Source organism: Stieleria sp. JC731, from assembly GCF_020966635.1.
Taxonomy (GTDB): Bacteria; Planctomycetota; Planctomycetia; order Pirellulales; family Pirellulaceae; genus Stieleria.
In genome coordinates this window covers 1,177,338-1,190,135 of the sequence record NZ_JAJKFQ010000011.1, presented here as the reverse complement: position 1 = coordinate 1,190,135, position 12,798 = coordinate 1,177,338, and the positions used below count along the sequence as shown (strand labels likewise).

Here is a 12,798-nt window from a genome sequence, read left to right as displayed (position 1 = left end):
AGCGGCTGATGTGTTGGTCTGGTTTCATCAGCCGCTGAGCGCCAGCTCACGGTTCCCGCATTCGCTGGCCTGTAGTCACGGAAGTAACCGCACGCTGGCGCGTAGCGGCTGATGTGTTGGTCTGCCTTCATCAGCCGCTGAGCGCCAGCTCGCGGTTCCTGCATTCACTGGCCTGCAATCACGGAATTAACCGCACGCTGGCGCGTAGCGGCTGATGTGTTGGTCTGTCTCCATCAGCCGCTGAGCGTTAGCTCACGGTTCCCGCATCCGCTGGCCTGTAGTCACGGAAGTAACCGCACGCTGGCGCGTAGCGGCTGATGTGTTGGTCTGCCTTCATCAGCCGCTGAGCGCCAGCTCGCGGTTCCTGCATTCACTGGCCTGCAATCACGGAATTAACCGCACGCTGGCGCGTAGCGGCTGATGTGTTGGTCTGTCTTCATCAGACGCAGAGCGCCAGCTCGCGGTTCCCGCATCCGCTGGCCTGTAGCCACGGAAATAACCGCACGCTGGCGCGTTGCGGCTGATGTGATTGGTTCGTTTCCTCAACGACCGACATGCCGGACACCACTCCCTTGGGTGGAACACCGCATCATCAATCCGATCTGAGCGTTCACGGCCGCAGGTAAAGGCTGACGATCGTGCGGAGAATTCCGATTGCGGCGTTGTGAACGTGTCGAATGGCTTGTGACTGATGGGGAAAGCTTAATCCTGGTGTTTTTTCTTGCTTTACACCCAATCGCATCCGATCACTCATGAAGACACCTCGATGTGACCTGGACAGTCGCCGCGAGAATGTTAGGGGGACAAAAGATCAGCGAAGCCCAACTTTTGTTCAGGGCTACGTACCATCCGCTATCCGTGCGGGCGTCCATTCTTCCCCTACATTTCGTTGAGCCTGGAACGGTTGTTTCTACGTGTCCCGGGCCCTATGACTGTACCTTGAACGTCCGGGTGTTGTTTACGTGAGTAGGTTTCTGGATGTGAGCCAACCGAGTCGCTGGAATCGCATCAGCCTTCGCTTTTGCAGATCCCGTGACGTTGCAAGTTCGCACCTTTGACCTGCTACACTCAGAAAAACGGTTTACGACCAAGATAAGAATGACGATGCAAAAAACCCTCGAAGATAGTCCTATGACCGACCACAACAACGGCAATGGTGTGGTGCTTCTGGACACGCTTTCTCGTGAGTTCCGTCGTCACCTGTTGTTCACGTTCGGAAAGAGCGAAGCCGAGTCCGACAGTGACTATTGCTACCGTGCCGCTGCGTTAGCGGCACGGGACAGGATTACCGAAGATTGGATCAAAACGCGCGAGCGAGTTGACGCAAGCGACACACGTCGCGTGAACTACCTGTCGCTGGAGTTCTTGCTTGGACGTTCGCTAAACAACGCTCTTTTAAATCTTGATCTCGACGAGCCCATGCGTGCTGCGCTGCATCGCTTTGGCGTCGGACTCGAAGAAGTTGTCGATCAAGAGCCTGATGCCGGACTCGGCAACGGCGGCTTGGGACGACTGGCAGCATGCTTCCTGGATAGCTGCGCGAATTTGAAACTGCCTGTCTCGGGTTACGGCATTCGCTACGAATATGGGATGTTCCACCAAACGATCGATGGTGGACGGCAAGTCGAAGGCCCCGACCACTGGTTGCGCAACGGCAACCCTTGGGAAATCGAACGACACGAAGACACGCGAACGGTTCATCTTTACGGTCGAACCGAACGTGTGATTGGCGAAGACGGAAAGAATCACTTCCGCTGGGTTGAATCACAACCTGTATTGGCAGTTCCCTACGACATGCCAATCCCCGGATACCGTAACGGTACCGTCAACACGCTGCGGCTTTGGAAAGCAACCGCCAACGATGAATTTGACCTCGGTGAATTCAACGCCGGTAGTTACACCGAATCGGTTGCCGACAAAAACAACGCCGAACAGATTTCGATGGTGCTCTATCCGAACGACGCCAGCGAAAACGGAAAAGAACTGCGACTGAAGCAGCAGTACTTCCTTGTTTCGGCAAGTCTACAAGACGTGATCGCCGACTGGGTGCGACGCCACGGGGAAGACTTCACCGACTTCGGCAAAAAGAACTGCTTCCAGCTGAATGACACCCACCCCGCATGTGCGGTTCCAGAGTTGATGCGTCTGTTGATGGACGAACACAACATGGAATGGGACGAAGCCTGGGAGATTACGACCGAGTGCATGGCTTACACCAACCACACGTTGCTTCCCGAAGCACTAGAACGTTGGTCGGTCGGTCTGTTCGGAAATCTGCTGCCGCGGATCCTTGAAATCATCTATGAAATCAACGATCGCTTCGTCACCTTCGTTAAAAAGAAATACCCTGGCGACAACGAATTGCTTAGCCGCGTTTCGATTATCGAAGGCGGCAGCAATCCACACATCCGTATGGCTTACCTGTCGATCGTCGGCAGCTTCTCGGTCAACGGCGTCGCACAGCTGCACACCGATTTGCTCAAGAGTGGTCTATTCTCGGACTTCGATCGAATCTGGCCGAACAAGATCAACAACAAAACCAACGGTGTAACGCAACGTCGGTGGTTGTCGCACTGCAATCCCAAACTGCGCGACCTGTTGACCGATACCATTGGCTCGGCTTGGGAATCCGATCTGGAAAAGATCAAAGATCTAGCCCCCTACGCTGATGACCTTGGGTTCCAAAAGAAATGGCGTGAAGTCAAACAGTTCAACAAACAACGCCTGACCGACTACGTTAAGTTAAACACTGGCGTTCAGTTTGACCCATCGATGCTGTTTGATGTCCAAGTCAAACGAATTCACGAGTACAAGCGTCAGCTGTTAAACATCCTGCATGTCGTCCATTTGTATGACCGGATCATGGCGGGTGATACGACCGACATGGTTCCTCGCTGCGTATTGATCGGTGGAAAAGCCGCTCCGGGATACCACATCGCGAAGCTGATCATCAAGCTTGCCAATAGCGTTGCCGCTCGTGTAAACGCTGAACCGAAAGCTGCCGAGTTGCTGCGAATGGTGTTCTTCCCCAACTACCGCGTCTCAGCGATGGAAGTCATCTGCCCAGGTACTGAACTGAGCGAGCAGATTTCGACAGCCGGTAAAGAGGCTTCGGGAACCGGGAACATGAAATTCATGATGAACGGTGCCCTAACGATCGGTACCCTTGACGGCGCCAACATCGAAATTCGCGAGAAGGCTGGCGAGGAGAATTTCTTCCTCTTCGGCATGAACGCTAGCGAAGTAGGAGAGACCCGAAAGAGCTACGACCCCAACGCAATCATCAACGGCGATGAAGACATTCGCCGCCTGATGGAATTGCTCGAAGGCGGACACTTCAATCCGAGCGAACCAGGGATCTTTGGCGAATTGATCGGAGGACTGCGGAACCCAGGCGACCAATGGTTGACGATCGCCGACCTACGCAGCTTCATCGATGCACAGTCTCAAGTGGCCGGTACCTACAAGAATCCGACCCAGTGGGATCGCATGAGCATCTTGAATACCGCTAACAGCGGATGGTTCTCGAGCGATCGAACTATCCAGCAATACGCAGACGACATTTGGAAAGTCAGTGCCGTTTGATTTCGCTGATATAGCTAAATCGAAAAACTCGAAACGCCCTGTGGTCGACCAACCGATCACGGGGCGTTTTTTATGATCCTATCTCTTGTGTAACGAACGCTGTGCTGCCGAGGTGACCGAGATCGATGCCCGATCGGATCTTGATGCATTGCGAAGGACCCTCATCAAGTTGCGGCGACGCACCGACAGCACAATCGATAGAGGTGTGATGTACGCCTCATTAGGGATCCCCCCTGCATCAAATTTGATAGTCGGTGGTATAACAACGTGACCATGAACCTGTCCCTTCATCCACAAGCCTTTACTGAATCACCAAACCATATCGTGTTGATGTCCGATCGATGAAATTGATCGGCAACGTCGGTTGCTCAGTCAGGCCCTCGATTCCCACCGCAACTCCCGCAATCAGTTGAACCAGATTCTGAGCCGTGCGTGAAAACATGGGTGGCTCGATCGGAAACGCGACAGACTTCAATGGTCCGAATGCCCCGCCGCCTGCACTCCTGCATTGCCCATGCTATCCATATTCACTGAAAAGCTCGCGAAGACAACGACGAGTCGCCCTTGGGTGGTGATGGCGTGCTGGGTTCTGATCACCGCGGGTTTCATCTCGCTCGCACCGAAGTGGAACGATATCGCCTACGACGGGGACTTCGAGTACCTGCCCGATCGCATGAACACGGTCGCTGCGGCAAAGGTTCTCGACGAAGCTTTTCCTGGCGAACGTGCACGCAGCGAAATCGTGATCGTACTCGGACGTGACAAGGTTGCCGAAGGAACCACGACACCGCTCAGCGAATTGGATTTGATGGTCGGCGATGACTTGCTCCGTCGATTTCATCATCGCTTGGCCGAGGTTTGTTGGCAGAGGGCGCAGCGTCTGGGTTACGAGTCCGGCCCAATCGAAGAAGCACCCGAGGCATCGCAAGCCTGGATCGAGCGAGCCAAAGTTGCACTGGACCATTCGATCTCCGTCGACGCCCGATTTTACGAAGCGTATCTCGAGTTCGTTCCGGAGACGGAACCGACCCTGACCGAACCTCGGATGGCGATCAGCTACTACGATCGAGCGCATCTGCTGGAAACGATCGGCGATGACTTAGCACAGGCCGAAAGCGATCTTGAAGACGCCAAACTGTTGATGCCAACGATCGACGATGTGGCAACTCCGATCGCCGACCGAGATCTCCAGTCTTGGGACGCGATGTTAGATTTGCTGTCCTGGGACGATACCATTCTTGGCAGCTTGCTAAGTCAACCTGCTGCGAAACTTGCCGTCATTCGCATGAACAGTGAATTGGCGGCGACGGGTAACATCGCGACACTCGAAAAGCTCGACTCGCTTCTAAACGATGTTCGCGAATATAGCTTGCGACACGTCAATCAGAAGCAGACCGATCAACCACCGCTCCGTCTGGAATACACAGGGTCGGCGGCCATTGGCGGAGAAACCTTGATCGCGGCACGTGATGCGATTCGATATACCGAATCGATTACCGTCATTATGATCCTACTGATCTTGATCATCGTCTATCGTGCTCCGCTGCTGGTTGCCGTCCCGATGGTTTCGATCGGGGTTGCGGTCGCCGTTTCGACATCGATGGTGGCGTTGCTAACCGATTGGTCGATCCGTGATGTGATCAGTTGGCTGGACATGCGGGTTTTTACAACCAGCCGGATCTTCATCGTTGTCATCCTATTTGGTGCAGGAACGGATTACTGCTTGTTCTTGATCGCGCGTCTTCGCGAAGAGGCGTCGAAATCGGAATGGGGGATCGCCTGTCGAAACGCTTTGTCGGGTGTAACGTCAGCCCTGCTCGGTAGCGCCCTAACGACAGTCTTTGGTTTGGCGATGCTCTGGTTCGCCGACTTTGGCAAGTATCACTACACAGGACCAATCATCGCAGTTTGTTTGCTCGTTGGGCTCGTTGTCTGCCTGACTCTGACACCCGCCTTGCTATTTGCACTCGGCCCGACAGTTTTTTGGCCTGGCATCATCCGGCCCGATCCGACGAGTTCAAGATCGCTATTTGCGAACAGTTCGAACAAAAATCATGGGGTCAACCGATCCAATGTCTGGGACTGGATTGCCATCAAGATTACGCGCCGCCCGAAAATCACATTTATCTTGGGGATCACGATCCTGTTGGTTCCTGCCATTTTTGGTTGGTACAGCGAACGTTCCGTAACGTATGACCTGAGCAGTCAACTGGACAACGATGCGGCCAGCCGCCGTGGGTTTCGACTTCTCTCGCAACACTTCGAAATTGGCAAAATCAATCCCGTCACCGTCCTGATCGTTCGCCCCGAAGGCGAACCACGCGAAAAGCTACGCAAAGATATCGAGTCGCTTTCCGATCGGCTTTACGAGCAACCTGGAGTCGTCGGTGTCCGCACAGCCAACGATCCCCTGGGTGACTTCCCGCCCGATCGTGAAATGGGACTTCTTAGTGGTGAAGCTTGGAAACGTAGAGCACTCCGACAACATCGCGTTGCACAAAACTATTTCTTTTCCCATAACCCGGAATACCAAGACCGCTTGGCAAGATTGGACGTCATCATTGATGGTGATCCGTTTTCGATCGAAACGGCAAGACTTGTTTCCGGGATCGGAAAAATGCTGGGTGAAGTCTCTCGCGAACCGGAATCTCGATGGTCAGGTTCTCGCTTTTACTACACCGGCACGACGCCTTCGATTATCGACTTGCGCAGCGTCACGATTTCGGACAATGTAAGAATCAAAATCGCTGTTGTGATTGCCGTGCTGCTGATCTTAATCGCGGTGATACGGCGAATCGGGCTATGCCTGTACCTGATCTTCACTGTCTTGCTCAGCTACTACGCGACACTTGGGATGACAGTCCTATTTTTCAAGGCTGCCTACGGCGATGCCTACGTCGGTCTCGACTGGAAACTGCCTTTGTTTTTGTTCGTTATCTTGGTAGCTGTTGGCCAAGACTATAACGTGTACTTGGTCACTCGGATTGTCGAGGAGCAAAAGACACGACCTTGGCTTTCGGCGCTACGATATGCGATCTCTCGAACCGGTGGCATCATCACTGCCTGTGGGATGGTGATGGCCGCAACGTTTTTCAGCATGACCGCGTCAGCTTGGCTTCCGACGATTCTAAATATGATCGGAATCGAAACGGACGCCACAACGGGACTGCGTGGCATTATTGAGCTCGGCTTTGCGCTCGGGCTGGGTGTGCTGATCGATACCTTCTATGTCCGAACCGTGTTGGTCCCAAGCTTTGTCGCATTAACTGGCAAACGTAGATCGCGAACTTCGCAAGCGGCGTCAGTGGCTGAATAGCATCAAGTGGTAACGCCGCGTTAAACGTGCGATCGACAGAGCACCGCGACTATAACTCCCGTTCCCACCGCTCTTTCGAAAGTCGGCCGCGGATGAAGTCCCAGATCAGCCACTCAATCACCACCATCAGCAGTGGCACGGTGAAAAGTGCAAACTGGATAACGCTTCGACGATCGGCCCACTCCGGGTTTTCGCTGACGAACCAATGTAGCCCATAAAGGGTGACGGATCCGTTGGCGACGATCAGCACACAGGTCATCGCCGCCGTCGCGGTCACCGATAGCGACAACAGAAGGATCGAAAGATACTTCGATCGAACGGGTGGATGACGACTTTCCAACGTGGCAACCTAAAGCGACAAAGTCCGATGGCGTGGTTTACAAGTGGGCGTGCGATTACCGACGACGGCGACGTTCGCGTTCAAGGCGGATCCGGCATCCGATCGGCACGGTTTCCGAATCAGTCACAGTTTGGCCATTCAAGACAGCTTCAATTGCAGAGCGAAGGTATTGCTGTTTGACGTCTTTACCGTCAGGACTGTCATCCATCGATCCCATGTAGACGATCTTGCGTTGGGCATCGAGCAAGAAGAATTCTGGAGTGTATTTAGCGCCAAAATCCTTCGCGATCTTCTGTGATTCGTCAAACAGATAGGTGAAAGGATACTTCTTCAGCTCCGCACGTTCTTTCATCGCGGGAAGCAGATCTTCCTCGACCTTGTTGACATTGACCGCTACGATTTGAACCCCCTTGGATTCGTAAGCCTTAGCCAGATCGATCAAACGTGATTCGGCGTCGATCGCATAAGGGCAAGAATTGCATGTGAAGACAACCACGGTTGCTTTGGCGTCTTTCAATTCATCCGATGAATGAAGTTTACCATCGGTTCCAGGCAAGTCCTGCCATTGCGGAGCCTCGTCACCAATGTTGACGACGGTGTTGTATTTCCCTGCCCAAGTGGGACTCTGGAAAGTCGCTGAAAGGATCAACACGAAAGCAATCGATACGACAGATGATCCCAGAGAAATCACTCTTTCATGATTTAATTGCATACAACCATTCAAGTTGGCGTCGGTAAATTCAAACCCGACAAGCGGGGCTCATCGGGTTATCCAGGCCTTGACGATCACGGTGTCGTGATCGTCTTGCGTTCCGTCACAGGGTACCACTGCTCAAGCTTCTTTGCCAAACGGGCCACCACATCGGGGTGATCTTTGGCGAGGTTAGTTTTTTCGTGCGGGTCATCGATCAAGTTGAACAGTTGAGGCCCTTTTTCGGTTCGAGGATGCGTCGACTGATAGCGATTGACTTCGCCGTCATAGGTCAGCAGCAGTTTCCAAGGACCTTCGATGACCCAACGGTACAACAACGAGGCTTCGGGCTTTTCGATGTCAGCGATATCATGTGCAAAACCTTCGCCATAAACCGTGTCACGATCAATCTTGTCGCCAGTGGAAAGTTCATCCATTAGATCCAGACCTGGCAGTTGATCTGAGACTTCGCCACCAGCTGCTGCCAACATGGTCGGGTAGATATCCAAGCTGGTTACCAGATCGGTTCGCACGCCGGGTTTGATCTTTCCGGGCATCCAATAGAAAATCGGCGTCCGCACTCCATATTCATAAGGCGTCTGTTTACTGCGTGGAGCGTAGCCGCGACCATCGGGGTTTTGAATCCAACCGTTGTCGGTCAAGTAAACAATCATGGTGTTTTCGGCCAGTCCGCGTTCTTCCAGGGACTCCATGATTTGCCCACAGGTTTCATCAAACCATTCACACATCGCATAGTACTTTGCGACCGTCAACGGGCGACCGTCGCGATACTTGTCCAACAATCGCTGCGGCGGCGTATGCGGGGTATGAGGCATGAACGGTGCATACCACAGGTAGAAAGGCTTTTCCTGTTGGACGGCGTCATCAAGAAACGTGTTGATTTCGTTGATTCCTTCACGACCAATTTTCAGACCGGCATCTCCGTGCCGACCACCAGGATTGGGAAACCCTTTCGTCATCCCGTTTGTAAACCCGGCATTCTGATAACTGCCTTCCCAAAGCTTGCCACTTTGGTGGCTGATGTAACCTTGTTTGGCCAGAGCTTCGGGTAGCGTTTCGAAACGGTCGAGATACGAAATCAACTGCGCGCGACGCTGCTGGTACAGGTCAGAGTCCTTGTCCGCGTATTTAGGAGATGGATCGTTGCCGGTCACACCGTGAGTTGACGCATAGTGACCGGTAAGCAAGGTCATTAGCGAAGGACGACACAACCCGGTAGGAACGTAACCTCGAGGAAACACCGCGGACTGCTTGGCGAGGCGATCCAAATTCGGTGTCTGTACGTCGGGATGCCCCATGAAGCCATAATCGCTCCACCCCATGTCATCGCTAAGCAGCAGCACCAAGTTTGGTGGCGCTGCGTGAGCCTTTTGATTCAGTGTGAATGCGATCGTCGGTATCGCAACGAGGAGAACAACCAAGAACTGGCGAGAGAATTTCATGGCGGGCAGGATGAACAAAGGCAGGAAGGGAAGAAGATTGTCGGGGGCACGCCCATCAGCGAGCGCGACTCCTCCCATGATAACCTGCCTGGAAACTCCGCGGCGTACCAGAGCCGACCTTTCCACACCGCTTGCAAGTTCGCAAAGCGGTGGCAGTCCAATTCGATGACTTAGCCAACGGTCGATGCCGTCATCACGCCAACTGCTATTCGGCAATCAATTCAACGACGACGCCTTTAAACGCAGGCGTCTTGCTTTGTGGATCCGCGTGCCGCGAAACCAAAATGTTCGCCTCAGGGTAATACATCAACGCGTTGCCACTTCGGATCGAGTCATAGCCTCTGGCCAAGATGCCGTGCAATTTTCCCGTGTCACTCTGCACTGTCACCCTTTGATCATGTGTTAATCCCAAACGAACGAGGTCATCAGGGTGCATCAAAATGATGTCGCGTCGATCCTGGTTTCGATACAAGTCTTCCTCTTCGTAGACAACCGTATTGAACTGGCCTTCGCTGCGAACGGTCATCAGTCGCAGTTGCTTGGAATCGGTCCCCTTCAGTTCGGGAAGTTGGTGACAATGCAAAACGCCACGTCCATCGGGGGTCCCAAATTTGGGTTGATGAAACGTGCGCCCCTCGATTTGAAACTCTTCCTTGGTTTCGTCGATATCCGAGATCTTGCCGTAGCCCGGTACAACCGCACCAATCCATTTCCGAATCGTCGAGGGCTGACTTAGGTCGTCCCAGTCGATACCCGGGGTGTCCGGTAACAGTTGCTTTCCAATCGCAGCGATCACGGAGATCTCACTGCGTGGCCCAGGCAATCTTGCAGGACCACCATCACTAAGCCGAACGAAGTTGAACATCGACTCCTGAGTCGTCGGTGATGGCTCTTCATCCCGAGCGAGCACTGGCAAAATAATCGTTTCGCGCGCCAGACCATGAACATGACCTGTATTCATCGTCGTGTTCATCATCACGTTCAAATCAAGATTCGATAGTGCCTTGTCAGCGAACGCTGAATCGGGATTTGAACCATAGAGGTTTCCGCCTAGGCAGAAGCCAACTTTGATTTCGCCGCGCGCAGAAGCCTCCATGCACTCCAACGTGTCTTTGCCTTCGGTCTCCGGCAAATTGACTCCGAACTGATTCTTGAGCGCTTCGAAGATTTGAGTTTTCAGCTTCGGAGTCACACCGACCGAGCCGATTCCTTGCACATTGCTGTGACCGCGAATCGGCATCAGCCCGCATCCTTCGCGACCGACCATGCCACGGGCGAACGCCAAATTGGCGATCGCCTGGACATTCTGTACTCCGTGCGCGTGATGGGTGATGCCCATGGTCCACGAAAAGACGCTTCGCTTTGACGAGGCATATAACTTTGCGATCGCCTCGATCTCACTGCGAGCAATGCCGGACTTCGATTCGATCTCTTGCCAGCTCAGTTCATCGAGAGCCTGCGCCCACTGCTCTTGACCGGTTGTGTGTTGGGATAAAAATTCGCTATCGAACGCATTGAGCTGCTTGGTTGCCTTGGCGATTCCCCAAAGCAAAGCGAGATCACCGCCGATGTGAGGCTGGATGTAGTGTGAGGCAATCTTCGTTCCCTTTAGTAGGGAAATCGGATCGCTTGGGATTCGGAAGTTGATCAATCCGGTTTCACGAACCGGGTTGATCACAATCACGTTGCCACCTGCGCGACGGACTCGCATCAAGCTGGTCATCAAACGCGGGTGGTTGCTAGCCGGATTGCCACCGATCAGGAAGACCGTGTCTGCTTTTTCTAGATCGTCCAACAGAATCGTCGCGGTACCGCTTCCGACACTGCTTTGCAATCCAACGCCGCTGGCTTGGTGACAATAATAGCTGCAGTTGTTGACGTTGTTTGTACCGAAGACACGAGCGAGCAACTGCAGTAAAAAACCAGCTTCGTTGCTACTGCGTCCGCTGAAGTACCAAAATGATTCATCAGCAGTGATCGCTTTGAATTGTTTCGCAATCGAATCGATCGCTTCCTTCCAGGTGATCTCTTCGTAGTGAGTTGCGCCTTCACGATACCGAAGCGGATGGATCAATCGTCCGAGGCTTTCGAGTTCTTTGGGCGTCAGCTTTTTTAGCGACTCGATGGAGTTCTGCTTCCAAAAGTTCGGATCGATACCGGGCTGCATATCTGCAGCCATGGCCTGCATGCTTTTTTTGCAGACTTCGAACGCGTGGCCAAGTTCATTGACCATGCCACCCTTTTGGCCCCCCATTCCGACGGCGCAAGTTTTACAGCTATTGCGTGTGCGCAACGCTTTGTAAAGCTTCCAAACGCCGCCCGCTTCGCGTCCTTTCTTGAAAGTATAGAGAATTGCGCGAAATCCGCCACCGCTGCCGACTCTCAATGGATCATCCTCGAAATCAATATCCTTGAACCAAAAACGCTATCGTAGCAGAGCGATGCGGCGTCGGCAGCCTCCGCCAATCGTGGCTGTCTTCGTAATCGGCAATCTTTACCGGGACGCGTTTAATCCTTCGTTTGGCGGATTCCTTGCATTGGTTTCAGTCCCAAGACCGACACAAATTGCGACGGCGTAGGATCTTGTTTGGTGGTCTGAAAAAACGGGCGGAGAACTAGCAATGCCACTTCGAAAACTGTGGAATTCGATTTGTGGTAAGGGTGACACCAATGACGCAGTCGAAGCTCCGATTCAAACCACAGACAAGTCTGCATCCGTTGATCAGTCATCCGGCGTCCATGCTGTGACCTCGGCGGTAACGGCTGAGCGCAAAGCTGAACACAAAAATGCCGAGCCAAAAGGTGAACGAGTTCGCCTTCATACGGCTTCTGTTTCTGCAGCATCCGCGAGCGAACCTGCACCTATCGCGGCAGGTGCCGCTAAGGCGATCAAGACTGAAAAGCCCAAGCTTGATCGAGCCGATGCAAAATTGTGCAAGCAGATCGATTCGATGGACGTGCGAATCGTCCTGGAAGTCGGCGTGAACGATGGGACACGAGGCCGAACCGTTGTCGAGAACTTGACCCGACGTGGTCATTCAATGCCCGTCTGCTATATCGCCGTGGATGAATTTGAGATGGGCGGCAACACGCTTACCCTGCGTGAATTCCACCGTCAATTGCGTGAACATCCCGCAAAAGTTCACTTGGTGCCGATGCCGGTCGAGCAAGGCCTGGATCGTGTTTTACGGACCTATGGTCAAGTCGATCTTATCCTGTGGGCTGACCAATCCGATCCGACCGAAGCGCAGCAGCGGTTATTGACTCGGTTGAGTAAGCCAGAGACGACGTTCATGCGACGTCAATCGGGCATCTGGTCAACATCCTGCATCCCAAGCACGGGTGCGGTCCGCAAAGCCGCGTAGCGGATACATTCAAACCAGATTTTGGATTCTCGTCCAAG

At 53.4% G+C, this 12,798-nt stretch carries 8 protein-coding genes; 3 read left to right on the top strand and 5 right to left on the bottom strand.

The genetic code is table 11. The features are described from left to right. The first annotated feature begins 1,131 nt into the window (after positions 1–1,131). On the top strand, positions 1,132–3,585 hold the full coding sequence (locus LOC67_RS21270) for a glycogen/starch/alpha-glucan phosphorylase (RefSeq protein ID WP_230264828.1): 2,454 nt from the start codon (positions 1,132–1,134) through the stop codon (positions 3,583–3,585). A 301-nt stretch (positions 3,586–3,886) separates the two neighbouring features. Here the strand turns inward: LOC67_RS21270 and LOC67_RS21265 are convergent, their stop codons facing one another. After that, positions 3,887–4,027, bottom strand: coding sequence for a hypothetical protein (locus LOC67_RS21265; RefSeq protein ID WP_230264827.1), 141 nt, complete (start codon positions 4,025–4,027; stop codon positions 3,887–3,889). 72 nt (positions 4,028–4,099) lie between these two features. Between LOC67_RS21265 and LOC67_RS21260 the strand changes: the two genes are divergently transcribed. Then, positions 4,100–6,901: an MMPL family transporter gene (locus tag LOC67_RS21260; RefSeq protein ID WP_230264826.1), complete on the top strand. Its 2,802-nt coding sequence runs from the start codon at positions 4,100–4,102 to the stop codon at positions 6,899–6,901. 49 nt (positions 6,902–6,950) lie between these two features. On the opposite strand, the gene LOC67_RS21255 is transcribed toward LOC67_RS21260, so the two are convergent. From LOC67_RS21255 to LOC67_RS21240, 4 genes are all read right to left on the bottom strand, one after another. Then, a complete protein-coding gene (locus tag LOC67_RS21255; protein ID WP_230264825.1) occupies positions 6,951–7,241 on the bottom strand; it encodes a hypothetical protein in 291 nt (96 codons plus the stop codon). Between the two features lie 55 nt (positions 7,242–7,296). Then, positions 7,297–7,893 carry a thioredoxin family protein gene (locus tag LOC67_RS21250; RefSeq protein WP_230264824.1) on the bottom strand — a complete coding sequence of 199 codons (597 nt, stop codon included), beginning with the start codon at positions 7,891–7,893 and terminating at the stop codon, positions 7,297–7,299. Positions 7,894–8,027: 134 nt separating this feature from the next. After that, positions 8,028–9,611, bottom strand: coding sequence for a sulfatase (locus LOC67_RS21245; RefSeq protein WP_230264823.1), 1,584 nt, complete (start codon positions 9,609–9,611; stop codon positions 8,028–8,030). Continuing rightward, entirely contained in the window at positions 9,601–11,781 is a 2,181-nt protein-coding gene (locus tag LOC67_RS21240) for an FdhF/YdeP family oxidoreductase (RefSeq protein WP_230264822.1), read from the bottom strand. The genes LOC67_RS21245 and LOC67_RS21240 overlap by 11 nt, the downstream gene beginning before the upstream one ends. 235 nt (positions 11,782–12,016) lie before the next feature. Here LOC67_RS21240 and LOC67_RS21235 point away from each other — a divergent pair, with 235 nt between their 5' ends. After that, positions 12,017–12,760: a hypothetical protein gene (locus LOC67_RS21235; protein ID WP_230264821.1), complete on the top strand. Its 744-nt coding sequence runs from the start codon at positions 12,017–12,019 to the stop codon at positions 12,758–12,760. Positions 12,761–12,798 lie beyond the last annotated feature (38 nt).

What these genes read in the sequence shown, in the direction of transcription:
- LOC67_RS21260 (WP_230264826.1), top strand. Translation starts at nt 4,100, where the DNA reads ATGCTATCCATATTCACTGAAAAGCTCGCGAAGACAACGACGAGTCGC.
- LOC67_RS21265 (WP_230264827.1), bottom strand. Translation starts at nt 4,027, where the DNA reads ATGTTTTCACGCACGGCTCAGAATCTGGTTCAACTGATTGCGGGAGTT.
- LOC67_RS21270 (WP_230264828.1), top strand. Translation starts at nt 1,132, where the DNA reads ATGACCGACCACAACAACGGCAATGGTGTGGTGCTTCTGGACACGCTT.
- LOC67_RS21235 (WP_230264821.1), top strand. Translation starts at nt 12,017, where the DNA reads ATGCCACTTCGAAAACTGTGGAATTCGATTTGTGGTAAGGGTGACACC.